This window comes from Nonomuraea sp. NPDC059007, from assembly GCF_042740555.1.
In the GTDB taxonomy this organism is placed as follows: Bacteria; Actinomycetota; Actinomycetes; order Streptosporangiales; family Streptosporangiaceae; genus Nonomuraea.
This window is the reverse complement of record NZ_JBHYJD010000016.1, coordinates 78,039-94,094: the sequence shown is the minus strand read 5'-3', so window position 1 is coordinate 94,094 and position 16,056 is coordinate 78,039. Positions and strand designations below refer to the sequence as shown.

General features: G+C 72.3%; 15 protein-coding genes. 14 read left to right on the top strand and 1 reads right to left on the bottom strand.

Going from position 1 to position 16,056, the window contains the following annotated elements; genetic code table 11:
- Positions 1 to 61 precede the first annotated feature (61 nt).
- The 13 genes from ACFWY5_RS26370 to ACFWY5_RS26310 all read left to right on the top strand — a co-directional run bounded on the left by ACFWY5_RS26370 (position 62) and on the right by ACFWY5_RS26310 (position 12,035).
- Positions 62 to 1,873 carry an ABC transporter substrate-binding protein gene (locus ACFWY5_RS26370; protein WP_379634989.1) on the top strand — a complete coding sequence of 604 codons (1,812 nt, stop codon included), beginning with the start codon at positions 62 to 64 and terminating at the stop codon, positions 1,871 to 1,873.
- Positions 1,866 to 2,822, top strand: coding sequence for an ABC transporter permease (locus ACFWY5_RS26365; RefSeq protein ID WP_379618738.1), 957 nt, complete (start codon positions 1,866 to 1,868; stop codon positions 2,820 to 2,822). The genes ACFWY5_RS26370 and ACFWY5_RS26365 overlap by 8 nt, the downstream gene beginning before the upstream one ends.
- Positions 2,819 to 3,640, top strand: coding sequence for an ABC transporter permease (locus ACFWY5_RS26360; protein WP_379618740.1), 822 nt, complete (start codon positions 2,819 to 2,821; stop codon positions 3,638 to 3,640). Before ACFWY5_RS26365 ends, ACFWY5_RS26360 begins: the two co-directional genes overlap by 4 nt.
- Entirely contained in the window at positions 3,633 to 4,586 is a 954-nt protein-coding gene (locus ACFWY5_RS26355; RefSeq protein WP_379634987.1) for an ABC transporter ATP-binding protein, read from the top strand. The genes ACFWY5_RS26360 and ACFWY5_RS26355 overlap by 8 nt, the downstream gene beginning before the upstream one ends.
- On the top strand, positions 4,579 to 5,751 hold the full coding sequence (locus tag ACFWY5_RS26350; RefSeq protein ID WP_379634985.1) for an ABC transporter ATP-binding protein: 1,173 nt from the start codon (positions 4,579 to 4,581) through the stop codon (positions 5,749 to 5,751). The genes ACFWY5_RS26355 and ACFWY5_RS26350 overlap by 8 nt, the downstream gene beginning before the upstream one ends.
- Positions 5,748 to 6,671: an LD-carboxypeptidase gene (locus tag ACFWY5_RS26345; protein WP_379618746.1), complete on the top strand. Its 924-nt coding sequence runs from the start codon at positions 5,748 to 5,750 to the stop codon at positions 6,669 to 6,671. Before ACFWY5_RS26350 ends, ACFWY5_RS26345 begins: the two co-directional genes overlap by 4 nt.
- A gap of 62 nt (positions 6,672 to 6,733) precedes the next feature.
- Positions 6,734 to 7,261 (top strand): SseB family protein, encoded by a 528-nt coding sequence (locus ACFWY5_RS26340; RefSeq protein WP_379634983.1) that lies wholly within the window; start codon positions 6,734 to 6,736, stop codon positions 7,259 to 7,261.
- A gap of 163 nt (positions 7,262 to 7,424) precedes the next feature.
- Positions 7,425 to 8,060 (top strand): prepilin peptidase, encoded by a 636-nt coding sequence (locus tag ACFWY5_RS26335; protein WP_379618750.1) that lies wholly within the window; start codon positions 7,425 to 7,427, stop codon positions 8,058 to 8,060.
- A 43-nt stretch (positions 8,061 to 8,103) separates the two neighbouring features.
- Positions 8,104 to 9,285: a chorismate synthase gene (gene aroC, locus ACFWY5_RS26330; RefSeq protein ID WP_379618752.1), complete on the top strand. Its 1,182-nt coding sequence runs from the start codon at positions 8,104 to 8,106 to the stop codon at positions 9,283 to 9,285.
- Positions 9,282 to 9,782 (top strand): shikimate kinase, encoded by a 501-nt coding sequence (locus ACFWY5_RS26325; protein WP_379634981.1) that lies wholly within the window; start codon positions 9,282 to 9,284, stop codon positions 9,780 to 9,782. Before aroC ends, ACFWY5_RS26325 begins: the two co-directional genes overlap by 4 nt.
- Positions 9,779 to 10,849: a 3-dehydroquinate synthase gene (aroB, locus tag ACFWY5_RS26320; protein ID WP_379634978.1), complete on the top strand. Its 1,071-nt coding sequence runs from the start codon at positions 9,779 to 9,781 to the stop codon at positions 10,847 to 10,849. The genes ACFWY5_RS26325 and aroB overlap by 4 nt, the downstream gene beginning before the upstream one ends.
- A complete protein-coding gene (gene aroQ, locus ACFWY5_RS26315; protein ID WP_379618758.1) occupies positions 10,846 to 11,277 on the top strand; it encodes a type II 3-dehydroquinate dehydratase in 432 nt (143 codons plus the stop codon). Before aroB ends, aroQ begins: the two co-directional genes overlap by 4 nt.
- Entirely contained in the window at positions 11,277 to 12,035 is a 759-nt protein-coding gene (locus ACFWY5_RS26310) for an SGNH/GDSL hydrolase family protein (protein ID WP_379618760.1), read from the top strand. Before aroQ ends, ACFWY5_RS26310 begins: the two co-directional genes overlap by 1 nt.
- Positions 12,036 to 12,596: 561 nt before the next feature.
- On the opposite strand, the gene ACFWY5_RS26305 is transcribed toward ACFWY5_RS26310, so the two are convergent.
- A complete protein-coding gene (locus ACFWY5_RS26305) occupies positions 12,597 to 14,567 on the bottom strand; it encodes an ATP-dependent DNA helicase (protein ID WP_379634976.1) in 1,971 nt (656 codons plus the stop codon).
- 238 nt (positions 14,568 to 14,805) lie between these two features.
- Here ACFWY5_RS26305 and ACFWY5_RS26300 point away from each other — a divergent pair, with 238 nt between their 5' ends.
- The gene (locus ACFWY5_RS26300) at positions 14,806 to 15,999 is read left to right on the top strand and encodes a hypothetical protein (protein WP_379634974.1); all 1,194 of its coding nucleotides are present in this window, start codon (positions 14,806 to 14,808) and stop codon (positions 15,997 to 15,999) included.
- The last annotated feature ends 57 nt before the right edge of the window (positions 16,000 to 16,056 follow it).

Genomic DNA, 16,056 nt, shown 5'->3' with positions numbered 1-16,056 from the left:
TCTTGGGGTCGTCCCTCCATCTGGTCAGCATTCTCACACCTGACCGGAAGGAGCACCCCCCATGAGACGGATCGGCGCCGTCCTCTGCGCGCTCACCCTGACGTTCGCCGTGCCCGCAGCTCCCGCGGGCGCGGCGGCGTCCCCCGTGCGGTCCACCGTGCTGCGCGCCGCCATGGACGGCTCGGGCGTGGACACGCTCAACCCGTTCCTGGCGTTCTTCAACGGCGCCCTGGAGACGTTCGGCATGGTCTACCCCTCGCTGAACTCCCTGGACCCCAGCGGCGCGCCGGGCCCGTACCTGGCGACGAAGTGGGAGCCGTCGGCGGACCGGCTCACCTGGACGTTCACGATCCGGGAGGGGCTGAAGTGGAGTGACGGCAAGCCCATCACCGCCGAGGACGCCGCCTGGACCCTCAACCTGATCATGACGGACGCGGTCGCGGGCACCGCCAACGGCTCCCTGGTCTCCAACTTCGAGAAGGTCACCGCCGAGGGCCCGGCGACCCTCGTGATCAGGACGAAGGCGCCGCAGGCGAGCGTGCCGTACGTGAGCCACCCGATGAGCGGCATCCCGATCGTGCCCAAGCACGTCTGGGAACCGCTCGCCAAGAACCTCAAGGACGTCAAGAACGACGTCTTCCCGCTGGTCGGCTACGGCCCGTGGACGCTGACGGAGTACAAGCAGGAGCAGTACGCCAAGTTCACCGCGAACAAGGAGTTCGTGCTCGGCCCGCCGAAGTTCGACACCCTGGTGCTGCAGAGCTTCAAGTCGGGCGACGCGGCCGTGGCGGCGCTGCGCAGCGGCCAGATCGACTACAAGGCCGGCGTCAACCCGACCCAGTTCAAGGCCCTCCAGACGGATCCGCGGATCGCGGCGGTCCGGACGGTCGGCAACGGCTGGATGGGCCTGGAGATCAACCACAACGCCCGCACCCGGTCCGGCAAGAAGATCGGCACGGGCCACCCGGCACTCGGCGACCCCGCCCTGCGCAAGGCGATCGCGCTGGCCACCGACAAGCAGACGCTGGTCACGAAGGTGATCGACGGCGTGGGCCGGCTCGGCCACGGCTATCTGCCGCCGGCCTGGCCGCAGTGGTTCTGGACCCCGGCCCAGCCGACCCCGTACGACCCGGCGCAGGCCAACCGGGTGCTCGACGAGGCCGGCTACACCAAGGGCGCCGACGGCGTGCGTACCGACCCGAAGAGCGGCCGGCCGCTCGCCTTCCGCTTCGGCATCCACTCCGACGACGCGGCCGACGCCGCCATCTCCGGCTACGTGGTGGGCTGGATGAAGGAGATCGGGATCAAGCTGACGACCCAGTCGCTCAGCATGAGCGCGCTCAACAGCGACCTGGCCAAGGGCGACTGGGACCTGCTCATGGACGCCTGGACCACCGGGCCCGACCCCACGTACCTGCTGGGCATCCAGAGCTGCGGCACCCTGCCCAAGGACGACGGCACCGGCGGCAACACCGACTCCTTCTTCTGCGACGCCGCCTTCGACGACCTTTTCAAGAAGCAGCTGACCACGTTCGACCAGGCCGAGCGGGCCAAGGTCATCGGCCAGATGCAGGAGATCCTCTACGCCGCCAACGTCAACCAGATCTACTACTACGCCGACGGCCTGGACGTGGCGCGCAAGGACACCGTCACCGGCCTCACGCTCGGCAAGCCGGACGCCGAAGGCGTCTACCCGTCGCAGACCGCCTTCTGGAGCTACCTCAACGCCGCCCCGGCCACCGCGACCACGGCGGCCAAGGCCGAGCGCTCAGGGAACGGCATGACCTGGGTCGCCGGCGGGATCGCCGTGGCCGTGGTGCTCGGCGGCGTGCTCGTCTGGCGCCGCCGCGCGGGCGGGGCCGACCGTGAGTAGGTACCTCGGCAAGAAGGTCGCCGCGGCCCTGGTGAGCTTCCTGGTCACGCTGGTCATCGGGTTCGTGATCTTCAGCCTGATGCCGGCAGACCCGGTGCGTACGCTCACCAGGGGGCGGCCGACCAGCGAGGAGCAGCTCGCCCAGATCCGCGTCCAGCTCGGCCTGGACGAGCCGGTCTGGTACCGCTTCCTCACCTTCGCCGGCGACACGCTCCGCGGCGAACTGGGCTTCTCCTGGCAGTTCCAGCAGTCGGTCTCCTCGCTGGTGGCCGAGCGCCTCGGGCCGACGCTGCTGCTCATGGGCGCGGCGGCGGCGATCTCCATCGCGCTCGGGCTCTGGCTGGGCGTGCACAGCGGCTGGCGGCACGGCACCCTGTTCGACAAGGTCTCCTCCGGCGCCTCGCTGACGTTGTGGTCGGTGCCCACGTTCTGGCTCGGGATGATCCTGCTCGTGCTGTTCAGCGGCTGGTTCCCCAGCGGCGGCATGAGCGACCCGTCGCTGGCCGCCACCGGCCTCGAGCACGTGCTGGACGTCGCCCGGCACCTGGTGCTGCCCGCCCTGACGATGGTGCTGGTGGTCTTCGCCCAGTACGTGACGGTGATGCGCGCGTCCGTCATCGACGAGCTCGGCAGCCCCTACCTGCTGACCGCCCGCGCCAAAGGGCTGACCGACGCCGACGTGCGCAGGAAGCACGCGGTCCCGAACGCGCTGCTGCCCTCCGTGACGATGATCTTCATGCACCTCGGCACGCTCGTGACCGGGGCCATCACCGTCGAGGCCGTCTACTCCTGGCCCGGCCTCGGCTACCTCACCTACGAGGCACTCAAGATCCCCGACCTGCCGCTCCTGCAGGGCACCTTCATCATCTTCAGCGCGAGCGTGATCCTCATGAACCTGCTGGCCGACCTCGCCTACCGCTTCCTCGACCCCCGGGTGCGGGTCCAATGAGGCGCTCCGGCCTCTGGGGGATCGGCGTGCTGGCCGCCTTCGCCCTGCTGGCCCTGACCGCCCCGCTGCACATCGGCGACGACCAGCTCGACGTGGTCAGGGTCGACGGCCCGCGCCTGGCCCCGCCCAGCGCCGGCTACCCGCTCGGCACCGACCTGGCCGGCCGTTCGATCCTCCACCTGGTCATCTGGGGCAGCCGCGAGTCGCTGAGCATCGGCCTCATCGCCACCGCGCTGACCGTCCTGCTCGGCACCGCCGTCGGCCTGCTCGCCGGCCACTACCAGGGCCGGATCGGCCAGGCGCTCATGCACGTCACCGACTGGTTCATCGCCCTGCCCAGCCTCCCGCTGGCCATCTCGCTGTCGGCCGTACTCGGCCAGGGCGCCGCCTCCATCACGATCGCCATCGCCGTCACCTCCTGGACCGCCACCGCCCGCCTCGTCCGCGCCCAGACGCTCGCCGTGGAGGCCAGGCCCTTCATCGAACGCGCCAGGGCGCTCGGCGCCGGCAACCGCCAGGTGATGCTCCGGCACGTGCTGCCCAACGTCATGCCGCTCGTCCTCGTCTCCAGCACCCTGACCGTCGCCTCGGCCATCCTGTCCGAGGCCACCCTGACCTTCCTCGGCCTCGGCGACCCCACCAGCGTGACCTGGGGCTCGATGCTGCAGACCGCCTTCTCCGGCGGCGCCGTCACCGCCGGCGCCTGGTGGTACCTGATGCCGCCAGGCCTGGCGATCCTGCTCGTCGTGCTCGGCTTCACGCTGACGGGCCGCGCCGTGGAACACCTGCTCAACCCCCGGATGGTGCAGCATGCTTGAGGTCCGCGACCTGCGCGTCGCCTATGGAGGTACGCCCGCCGTACGCGGCGTCAGCTTCACCCTCGAACCCGGCCGAACGCTCGGCGTGGCCGGCGAGTCGGGCTGTGGCAAGTCCACGATGGCGCTCGGCCTCCTGCGCCTGCTGCCCGCGACCGCCCAGGTCAGCGGAGAGGTGATCTTCAAGGGCGAGAACCTGCTGACCGCCCGCTGGGCCCGGCTGCGCGCCGTACGCTGGTCGGCCGCCTCGGTCGTCTTCCAGGGCGCGATGAGCGCGCTCAACCCGGTCCGCACCGTCGGCGAGCAGCTGTGCGAGCCGATCCTGCTGCACGACAGGACCACCCAGAAGCAGGCCAGGCAGCGCGCCGCCGAACTGATGGAGAGCGTCGGGCTACCGCCCGAGCGGCTGCGCGGCTACCCGCACGAGTTCTCCGGCGGCCAGCGCCAGCGCATCATGATCGCGATGGCGCTGGCCTGCCGCCCCGACCTGATCATCGCCGACGAGCCCACCACCGCCCTCGACGTGATGGTCCAGGCGCAGATCATGGACCTCCTGTCCGGCCTCGTGCGCGAGTCCGGCATCGCGGTCATCATGATCAGTCACGACCTGTCCGTCCTCGCCCAGCTCTGCGACACCCTCGCCATCATGTACGGCGGGCGGATCGTCGAGCAGGGCCCCGCCCGCGAGCTCATCGGCGACCCCCGGCACCCCTACACCAGGGCCCTGGCCGGCGCCTTCCCCGCCATCGGCGACCCCGCCTCCCGCCGCAACCCGGTGGGCCTGGCCGGCGATCCGCCCCGAGGGGACCTGGGCGCGGGCTGCGCGTTCGCGCCCCGGTGCCTGGACGCGGGGGAGGCCTGCCGTACCGGGGAGGTCGTGTTGTGGCCGAGCGGACCCGCGCGGACCGCGGCGTGTGTGCGCGTGCTGGAGGGAGAGCTCCATGCTTGAGGCCCGCGACCTGACCGTCGTCCACCCCGCCCGCGGCGGCCGCCCGCCCGCGCGCGCCGTCGACGGCGTCAACCTCCAGGTACGGCCCGGCGAGATCGTCGCCCTCATCGGCGAGTCCGGCTGCGGCAAGAGCACGCTGGCCAGAGCGCTGGTCGGCCTGGTACCCCCCACCTCGGGCCAGGTCCTGTACCAGGGCGAGCCCCTGGACCCGCGCCGCATGCGCGCCTTCCGGCGCCGCGTCCAGCTCGTCCTCCAGGACCCCGGCGGCGCCCTGAACCCCCGCCAGAACGTCTTCGACGCCGTCGCCGAAGGCCCCCGCCTGCACGGCGAGAACAACCGACGCCTACGCACCAGACCCGAACCGCAACCGCACACCGGCGACACCGGGTGGCAGCGTGGCCGCGGCGGACGCCCGCCGCACGCCGAGGGCGAAGAGCCGCTGCCCCGCGACCCTGAGGGGCTTCCACCCCGCGACAGCGACGAGCTGTCGTTCCGCGCCGACGAGGCGCCGTGGCGCCGCGAGTATGAAGGGCGCCTGGGCGGTGAGGGCGAGGAGCGTCTGGGCGGTGAGGGCGAGGGGCGTCGGCGTGGTGAGGGGTTGACTGAGCGGGTGCGTGAGGCGCTCTCCAAGGCCGGGCTGCGGCCGCCGGAGGAGTTCTACCGCCGCTACCCGCACGAGCTGTCCGGCGGGCAGCAGCAGCGTGTGGTCATCGCGGGCGCGCTCGCCCTCGACCCGGCGGTGATCGTCGCCGACGAGCCCGTGGCCTCGCTGGACGCCTCCGTACGCGGCGAGATCCTCAAGCTCATCCTGTCCCTGCGCGACGAGCTGGGCCTGTCGGCGCTCGTGGTCAGCCACGACCTCGGCCTCGCCTGGAACATCGCCGACCGGGTCGCGGTCATGTACCTGGGCAGGATCGTCGAGACCGGCACCGTCGAGGACGTCCTGCTGAGGCCCCGCCACCCCTACACCCGGGCGCTGCTGTCGGTCCTGCCCGACTCGCCCCAGCGGATCGTGCTCACCGGCGAGCCGCCCGACCCCACCCGCGTGCCCTCGGGGTGCCGCTTCCACCCCAGGTGTCCCGTCCGTGTCGCCGGATGCGAAACGATCGATCTGCCCGTCCTGTCCCCGGCCGATTCCGTGGCCTGTTCGGAGGTACCTCAGTGAACCGCCTCATCCCCCCGCCCGCCCTGCGCCCCGGCGACCGGGTCGCCGTCATCGTCGCCTCCAGCCCGTGCAACCAGACCAAGCTGGCAGGAGGCGTCGCGGCGCTCAAGGCGTTCGGGCTGGAGCCCGAGGTCTTCGACTCCGCGCGGGCCGCCGGGACCGGCTTCGACTACCTCGCCGGTGACGACGCCCTGCGCGCCGCCGACCTCACCAGGGCGCTGGCCGACCCCGCGTACGCCGGAGTGCTCATGGCGGGTGGCGGCTACGGCGCCCAGCGCACGCTGGAGCTCGTCGACTGGTCGCGGATCGACCCGGCGGCGCCCAAGGTCGTGGCGGGCTACTCCGACGTGACCGCGCTGCTTGAGGCGGTGGCCGTCAAGCTCGGGTGGGGCAGCTTCTTCGGGCCGATGGTGGCCTGCGACGCCTTCCACGAGGGCGCGGGCTCCTACGCCTTCGACAAGCTCATGGCCATGATCACCACGCCCGTCACGGAGCTGAGGTTCGCCGGCGCGCGCGCCGTCGTGCCCGGTGTGGCGGAAGGCGTCACCGTCGGTGGCAACGCGAGCCTGCTGGCCGCCGGCGTCGGCACCGACACGTCGCTGCCGGCCAAGGGCGCCATCCTGTTCCTGGAGGACGTGGACGAGTACACCTTCCGCCTCGACCGCATCTTCACCCAGCTACGCCGTTCCACCTACACCGACGGGGTGGCCGGGATCCTGCTCGGCACGTTCACCGAGTGCGGCGACCCGGGTGACGTGGAACGGCTGCTCGCCGACCGCTTCGGCGACCTGGGCGTGCCGGTGCTGGCCGGGGCGGACATCGGCCACAACGTGCCCATGCAGACCTACCCCGTCGGCGTGCCCGCCCGCCTCGACGCCGACGCCGGGGTGCTGACCCTGCTCAAGCCCGCCCTGGCATAACCCGCCGCGCCCTGCCTGTGCCCTGCGGCGGCAGGGCACACCAGGGCGTAACCTCGTGGGTTGTGCCGAGCATTCCGCAGCCCCTCATACCCGATGACGACGGCAGCGCCGACGCCGCCGTCGCCGCCGCGCTGTCCGCCTACGCGGCGGGCGAGGCCGACGCCGCCCAGGTGCTGTCGGCGCTGAGCGGGGCGCGGCTGCTGGTGCCCGTGGTGGCGCTGCTGACCTCCTCCGAGGTCGGCGAGCACGGGCTCAGGCAGGAGAAGGAGAGCGAGATGGCCCTGCCCAAGCTCGTCGGCCAGGACGGGCGGGAGGCGGTGCTCGCCTTCACCTCGGCGCGGTCCCTGGCCCTGTGGCGGGCCGACGCGCGGCCGATCCAGGTGAGCACCCTCGACGTGTGCCGGGCGGCCGCCGCGGAGAAGGCCGCCGCCGTGGTGGTGGACGTGGCCGGGCCCGTGTCCTTCGTCATCGAGGGCGAGGTGCTGGCGGCGCTGGCCGCGATCGCCACCGGCGACACCGCCGAGGGTGTCACCGTCGCCCGCCTCGAACCGGCCAAGCGCGGCCTGCGCTGGCCCTGGCGCCGCAACTAGCCGCATGGCCCCGCTCGGGGGCCGGTGGATGGTCGCCGCGTGTTGAGCTTGTCGCGGGTGCCAAGGGTGGCTCTGCGGTGTGCGGGCGGTTGACCCTTCGCGCGTGCGTACGGACTGGTTCTTTCGCCTGTGCGGGGCGGGGCCGCGTGGTTACGCTCCAGGGGTGGGCGGCCTCCTCATCGCGGCGAGTGCGCTCGCCGGGCTGCTCTGGGGCGGGTACGTGCGGGCGATGGCCGATGGGTTCGAGGCCGAGCCGGCCGACACGCGGGCCGAGGCCAGGCGGGCGCTGGCGCGGTGGCCGCGGTACCGGTTCCCGCCCTGGTACGAGCTGGCCGGTGCCGCGATCTGCGCGCTGGTGGTCTGGCGGGCGGGCCTGCCGTACCTCTTCTTCGTGCTCGTCGGGATCGCGCTGGCGGTCGTCGACTGGCGTACCTCGCGGCTGCCCGACGTGCTCACGCTGCCCGCCTATCCGCTGCTGGCGCTCACGCTGGTACCCACCGGCGAGGTGGCGCGGGCCCTGCTGGGCGGGGTCGCGCTGGCCTTCCTGTACGGCGTGCTGTGGTTCGTCAGACCGACCGCCATGGGCCTCGGCGACGTCAAGCTGGCCGGGCTGATCGGCATGGCGGCGGGCGCGCTCGGCTGGGAGCAGTGGGTGGCCGCGGCGCTCGGCGGGCAGCTCCTCGGTGCCCTCTACGCGGTCTGGCTGCTGGCCACCAAACGGGGCGGGCGCGACACCCAGTTCCCGTTCGGGCCGTTCATGCTGCTCGGGGCGCTCGGCGCGCTCTGTCTCGGCAACTGAACACCGACATCAGCACACTGCCACGCATGGAAGACTTGGGGGCATGTTGCGCTGGTTGACCGCCGGAGAGTCCCACGGCCCCGAACTCGTTGCCATCCTGGAGGGCCTGCCGGCCGGGGTCGAGGTGACCACGGCCGCCATCGACGAGGCGCTGCGCCGCCGCCGTCTCGGCTATGGGCGCGGCGCCCGGATGAAGTTCGAGCAGGACGAGGTGACGATCGCCGGCGGCGTACGCCACGGCCGCACCATGGGCAGCCCCGTCGCCATCCGCGTCGGCAACACCGAGTGGCCCAAGTGGGAGAAGGTCATGGCGGCCGACCCGGTCGACCCGGCCGAGCTGGAGGGCATGGCGCGCAACGCGCCCCGCTCGCGCCCCCGCCCCGGCCACGCCGACCTGGCCGGCATGCAGAAGTACGGCTTCGACGACGCCCGCAACGTCCTCGACCGGGCCAGCGCCCGCGAGACCGCCGCCCGGGTCGCGCTCGGCGAGGTCGCCAGGCGCTTCCTCAAGCAGGCGCTCGGCGTCGACATCGTCAGCCATGTCACCGAGATCGGCGGCGCGCGCACCCCGGCCGAGATCCTGCCCGGCCCCGGCGACCTCCAGCGCATCGACGACGACCCGGTCCGCTGCTCCGACACCGAGGGCAGCGCCGCGATGGTCGCCGTCATCGACCAGGCGCACAAGGACGGCGACACGCTCGGCGGCGTCGTCGAGGTTCTCGCGTACGGCCTGCCGCCCGGCCTGGGCAGTTACACCCACTGGGACCGCCGCCTCGACTCCCGCCTGGCCGGGGCGCTCATGGGCATCCAGGCCATCAAGGGTGTCGCGGTCGGCGACGGCTTCGAGACCGCCCGCCGTCCGGGATCCCGCGCCCACGACGAGATCGAGTACACCACCGAAGACGGCGTCAAGCGCATCACCAACCGCGCGGGCGGCGTGGAGGGCGGCATGTCCAACGGCGAGATCCTGCGGGTCAGCGCCGCGATGAAGCCGATCTCCACCGTCCCGAGGGCGCTGGCCACCATCGACGTCCTGACCGGCGAGGCGGCCAAGGCCCACCACGAGCGCTCCGACGTCTGCGCGGTCCCGGCCGCCGGCATCGTGGCCGAGGCCATGGTCGCGCTGGTGCTGGCCGACGCGGCGCTCGAGAAGTTCGGCGGCGACTCCGTCGAGGAGGTCGCCCGCAACCTGTCCGGATACCTGTCGTCGATGGTGATCAAATGAGCCGCGCCGTACTCATCGGGCCGCCCGGGTCCGGGAAGTCCACTCTCGGCCGGATGCTGGCCGACAAGCTCGGGGTCGCCTACCGCGACACCGACGCCGACGTCGAGGCGGTCGCCGGCAAGCCGGTCAGCGACATCTTCATCGAGGACGGCGAGGAGCGCTTCCGCGAGCTGGAGTTCGAGGCCGTACGCGAGGCGCTGGCCGAGCACGACGGCGTGCTGGCGCTGGGCGGCGGCGCCATCCTGCGCGAGGACACCCAGGAGCTGCTCGCCGGCCACCTGGTCGTCTACCTCCAGGTGGGGCTGACCGACGCGGTCCAGCGGGTCGGGCTCGCCTCGGCCAGGCCGCTGCTGGTGCTCAACCCGCGCAGCCAGCTGAAGAAGCTCATGGAGGCCCGGCGCCCGATCTACGAGCGGCTGGCCGTCCTCACGGTCGCCACCGACGGGCGCGAGCCCGCCGAGCTCGTCGAGGAGATCGCGAAGGGGCTCGGGGCATGAGCGTCGGAAGGATCACCGTCAAGGGCGACAGCCCGTACGACGTCGTCATCGGCACCGGCGTGCTGGGCGAGCTGCCCGGCCTGCTGGGCGAGGGCGTGCGCACGGTCGCGGTCGTGCACCCCTCGACGCTGCCCGAGATCTCCCGTCCGGTCTGCGAGGCGCTGACCGACGCCGGCTACGACGTGGTCGAGCTGCCGGTGCCCGACGGCGAGAGGGCCAAGAGCGTCGAGGTGGCCGCCGGGCTGTGGTCGGCGCTCGGCCGCTACGGCGTCACCCGCTCCGACGCGGTCGTCGGCGTGGGCGGCGGCGCGACCACCGACCTGGCCGGGTTCGTCGCGGGCACGTGGCTGCGCGGCATCAAGGTCGTGCTCGTGCCGACGACGCTGCTGGCCATGGTCGACGCCGCGGTCGGCGGCAAGAACGGCATCGACACCCCCGAGGGCAAGAACCTCGTCGGCACCTTCCTGCCGCCCGCCGGCGTGCTGTGCGACCTGGCGACGCTGCCGTCGATGCCCCGCGCCGACTACGTGGCCGGCCTGGCCGAGGTCATCAAGGGCGGGTTCATCGCCGACCCGACGATCCTCATGCTGATCGAGGACGACCCCGACGCGGCCACGCGGCCCGAGGGCGAGCACACCCGCGAGCTCATCGAGCGCAAGATCCAGGTCAAGGCTGACGTCGTCGGCGCCGACCTGCGCGAGGCGGGCCTGCGCGAGATCCTCAACTACGGCCACACGCTGGCCCACGCCATCGAGCGGCACGAGCACTACCTCATGCGGCACGGCGAGGCCGTGGCCATCGGCATGACGTACGCCGCCGAGCTGTCGCGGCTGTCGGGCCGGGCCGACCTCGTCGAGCGGACCAGGAGCATCCTCACCTCGGTGGGCCTGCCGACCTCCTACCGCGCCGACGCCTGGCCGGAGCTGCGCGAGCACATGCGCATGGACAAGAAGAACCGCGGCGCCAAGCAGCGCTTCGTCGTCCTGGACGGCCTGGCCAAGCCGGGCCGCCTGGAGGATCCTGCCGAGGAACTGCTGGCGGCGGCGTACAAGGAGATCGCACGATGATCTACGTGCTCAACGGCCCCAACCTGCGCCGCCTCGGCACCCGCGAGCCCGACGTCTACGGCGCCGAGACCTTCGCCGACCTGACCGAGCTGTGCCGGGCCACCGGCCGCGAGCTCGGCGTCGAGGTCGAGGTACGCCAGACCGACGACGAGGCCACGATGATCGGCTGGATCCACGAGGCCGCCGACGGCAAGATCCCGGTGGTGCTCAACCCGGCCGCGTTCACCCACTACTCCTACGGTCTGCGCGACGCGATCGCCCAGCGCACCGCGCCGCTGGTCGAGGTGCACATCTCCAATCCCGCGGCGCGGGAGGAGTTCCGCCACAACTCGGTGGTGGCCGGTGTGGCGACCGGCACGATCGCCGGGTTCGGGCTACGCTCCTACGTCCTCGCCCTGCACGCGATCATGGAGATGGCAAGCAAGTAATGCGGCACTACGGCTCTTTCGTCGCGCTCGGCGACAGCTTCACCGAAGGCCTGAACGACCCCGGCGCCAACGGCCACTACCGCGGCTGGGCCGACCGGGTGGCCGAGCGCCTCGCCGTGGACAACCCCGCCTTCCGGTACGCCAACCTCGCCGTCCGCGGCAGGCTGATCGACCAGATCGTCGCCGAGCAGGTCCCGGTCGCCGCCGAGATGGCCCCCGACCTGGTGAGCCTGTGCGCGGGCGGCAACGACCTGCTGCGCCCCGGCAGCGACCCCGACACGATGGCCAAGAAGCTCGCCGCCGCCGCCCGCACCCTGCGCGCCGCCGGCGCCGACGTCCTGCTGTTCACCGGCGTCGACCCGCGCGACACCCCGCTGATGCGCCACATGCGCGGCAAGTTCGCCGTCTTCTACCTGCACATACGCTCCATCTCCGACCTGTACGGCTGCCGCCTGGTCGACCAGTGGTCCATGCAGGGGCTGCGCGACTGGCGGGCATGGAGCGCCGACCGCCTCCACATGAACGAGGACGGCCACCGCCTGGTCGCCGCCCGGGTCCTGGACGTGCTCGGGGTGCCGTTCGACGAGTCGTGGCAGAAGGAGTGGCCGGAGCGCGCCCTGGACCCCCGTGCCAAGCGGCGCGAGGACGCCCAGTGGCTCAGGGAGCACCTGATGCCCTGGGTCACCCGCCGCCTGCGCGGAACCAGCTCAGGCGATGGCGTCCTCCCGAAACGCCCCGACCTGACCCCCTGGTCGTAGGGCGAAAAAGCCAATCAAAAGCGCCGTCTCCTAGGCTCACTTCCCGTCGGGACCGGAGGGGCAGAGCACGGCGACGTGCCTGACTCGACCCGTGCTGACCGAGGGAACGTGGTGGCGGAGTCGGGGCGGACCCCGCCACCACACCCTCTCTTCCACTTCAGGGCTTCCATCCGTTTCAGGGCTTTCATCCGTTACGGCGAGCCGCTCCCACGCCACCCGCCGACCCGCGCGGGCGCCGATCGGGGGGATCGCTTCTCACGTCGGACGTGGTCCCCACCGCAACGGCGCCCGTTGACACGCGCCTGGCCGCCTTTCGGGACCTGGCACGATGCGCCTCGTCTGTGCGCGTAACGCTGCGGCGCGTGTCTTTGGTGCCCTGGCGCGGGCCAGGAGCGTGGGGTGCCCTGGCGCGGGCCAGGAGGGCGCCGTGACGGTGGTCGGCCCGTCCGACGTGAGAAGCGATCCCCCCGATCGGCGCCCGCGCACGTCGGCGGGTGGCGGGTGGGGCGGCTCGCCGTAACGGATCACAGAGCCCTAAGGCGCGCGACCGCGGGAAGAGAGCTACGCGCCGGAGAGGCGCTTGAGGGCGGCACGGGGGACGGCCGGGTCGGTGGTGCGCCAGAACGGGGGAAGCGAGCCGAGGAGGAAGCCGCTGTAGCGGGCGGTGGCCAGGCGTGGGTCGAGGACCGCCACCACGCCCTTGTCGTCCATGGAGCGCAGCAGCCGCCCCGTGCCCTGCGCGAGCAGCAGGGCCGCGTGCGTGGCCGCCACCGTCATGAAGCCGTTGCCGCCGCGCGCCTGCACGTGGCGCTGGCGGGCCGAGGTCAGCGGGTCGTCAGGCCGCGGGAACGGCACGCGGTCGATGATGACCAGCCGCAGCGAAGGGCCGGGCACGTCGACGCCCTGCCACAGCGACAGGGTCCCGAACAGGCAGGTCGGCTCGGACTCCGCGAACTGCTTCACCAGCAGCATCGTCGAGTCGTCCCCCTGGCACAGCAGCGGCACGTCCAGCCGCTCCCTGAGCGCCTCGGTGGCGGCCTTGGCGGCGCGCATAGAGGAGAACAGGCCCAGCGTGCGCCCGCCGGCCGCCTCGATCAGCTCGGTGATCTCGTCGAGGTACTGCTGCGGCAGGCCGTCGCGGCCGGGCTGCGGCAGGTGCTTGGCGACGTAGAGGATTCCGGCGCGCGGGTGGTCGAAGGGGGAGCCGACGTCCAGGCCGTTCCAGCCCTTGTCGTCGGTCAGGCCCCACTGCCGCGCCATGCCGTCGAACGTGCCGCCGAGCGCGAGCGTGGCGGAGGTGAGCACGACCGTGCGCTCGCCGAAGAGCTTGTCGCGCAGCATGCCGCCGACGTTGAGCGGCGCGACGCGCAGGACGGGCGGGCGGCGGTCGTTGCCGTCCTCCAGCCAGACGACCTCGGCGCGGTCCTCCTCGCCGGCGTGGCCGTAGGCCTCCAGCATGCGTACGGCGGTGTCGTGGACCTCGTCGAGCGCGTTGAACGCGGCCTTGCGCTGCCCGGCGCGCTCCGGGTCGTCCTTGTCGGCGCCGCGCGGGCCCATCGCGGTCACGCACCGTGCGGCCGAGTCGCGCACGAGCGCGAGCGTCAGGCCGAGCACCTCGGGCAGTTCGTCGATACGGCCGGCGGGCGCCGCGGCCAGCAGCGCCTTGAGATCCTCGCCCGCCTCCATGAGCTGGTCGGAGACCGGCTGGTCGATCAGGCGGGCCACGCGGCGCACCGCCAGCGAGACCGACGCCTCCGACAGCTCGGAGGTGACCACGGAGGTGACCCGGTCGACCAGTTCGTGGGCCTCGTCCACGACGACGACCTCGTGCTCGGGCAGCACCGGGATCTCGCCCATGGCGTCGATGGCCAGCAGCGCGTGGTTGGTGACCACGACGTCGACCTCGCCGGCGCGGGCCCTGGCCATCTCGGCGAAGCACTCGGCGCCGCTCGGGCAGCGCTGGGCGCCCAGGCACTCCTGGGCGCTCACCGAGAACTGCCGCCAGGCCTGCTCGCTGACGCCGGGCACGAGCTCGTCGCGGTCGCCGGTCTCGGTCTCCTCCGCCCATTCCTGGATGCGCTGGACCATCCGGCCGGTGGCGCTGACCTCGCGCGGGTCGAAGAGCTGGTCCTGCTCGTCCTCCTCCGGCCAGCCGGCGGTGGCCTTGTAGCGGCACAGGTAGTTGCGCCGGCCCTTGAGTATCGCGAACGACGGCTCGTGGGGCAGCTCCTTGGCCAGCGTCTCGGCCAGCCGGGGCAGGTCGCGGTCGACGAGCTGGCGCTGCAGCGCGATGGTGGCGGTGGAGACGACGACGGGGGAGTCGGTGCCCATGGCGTGGCGGATCGAGGGCACGAGGTAGGCCAGCGACTTGCCGGTGCCGGTGCCCGCCTGGACGGCCACGTGCTCCTCGGTGTCGATGGCCCGCTGGACCGCCCGCACCATCTCGATCTGACCGGCCCGCTCGCTCCCTCCGAGAGCGGTGACGGCGGCGCTGAGAAGCTCTTCGACTGGGGGCAGATGGGAGTCCGGCACCCCACAAAGCTACCGGCATTTCCGGGGTAGTCGGGGAGTGATCGAGTGGACGCATCCCGGCGTTACCGAACCGGTCGGGCATCTCGCATGGCACACTTGCGGTCGGAATCCCAACCGGTCAAGAAAGATCTTCCTATCGTGATCAGAGGGGGTTGCGGTGGGTTTGGGTCGGCCGGTTCAGTAGGGTTTTCCGGGGTTGAGTGGACGAATAAAGGCTGGTTAAAGCAGTATGTCTGCCATGTCGGAAGTTGTCCCGTTGCCGTCGTTCGGCGAGGTGTTCTTCGATGCGCGAGGTCAGGAGCGGTGTCTCCGGGTCACCTGGCACGAGGGAACGCTCGTTCTCAGCCTATGGCGTGGGGAGATGTGCACGGCCTCCTTCCGCATGCCCATGGACGACGTCGGGCGCCTGCTCGACACCCTCGACGAGGGCTTCGCGGAGGCGACGGGCGAGCAGCCCGCCGTGCCCGCGCACGACCCCGAGGTGATCCCCGGCACCGGGCAGTACCACCGCCCGCCGGAGAGCGGGCTCCCGCAGCCACCGCACTACTCCCAGGCCCAGGCCGACGAGCGCCCGACCGCGGCGCTGTCGCCCAACGACGTCCTGGTGGCAAGGGGAGCTCCCGCGCCGCCGGACAAGCTGGTGGCCTCCTACGACACCACCCCACCGCGCGAGATGCCCATCCCGGGGTACGGCGAGCAGCGCCCCGCCTACGGCGACCAGCCGTCGTACGCCGATCAGCAGCACTACGGCGAGCAACAGCCCTACACCGAGCAGCAGCCCGCCTACAACGACACGCCGCTGTACAACGACACGCCCGCCTACGGCGACCAGCAGCACTACGGCGACCGGTCCGGCTACCACCCCGACCAGACCCAGCCGGTCAAGCAGCCCTTCACCGGCCCGCAGTACGCCGAGCCCGCCGCCCAGGCCGACCCGTTCTACCAGCTGCCCGCCACCGAGTCCCGCCACCGGCAGGCCCCGCTGTCCACCGACCCGCTGGGCTTCCCCTCGCAGGCGGCCGAGCCGTACCACCAGCAGCAGGGCGGCCACTACCAGACGAACCAGCAGTACACCCCGCAGCCGGACCCGTACGCGACCGGCCAGCACGCGGCGCCCGCCGCCTACCAGCAGCAGCCGCAGCACCAGCGTGAACGCGGCCAGGGCACGGCCGGGCTCGGCACGCCCATGCACGGCATCCCCGGCGCCGGCCGGCGCGCCCAGCAGGACTACCACTCGGGCGACCACCAGCCCTACCAGGCCCCGGCCGCCAACCCCGTGGACCCGTTGCTGGCCCTGAGCAACCCGGTGCCGCCGCATCACCCCGACCCCGACATCACCCGGCCCTACGTCGGCGACCCGATGTTCTCCACGGGCGAGCGGTTGCGGCCCGAGCAGCAGTACGACGACCGGGGCGACCGTCGCGAGTGGTGAGCCGCGGAGATCGATGACAGCCTCCTGATCGGGCATCATGCCATGTGACACAGCGTG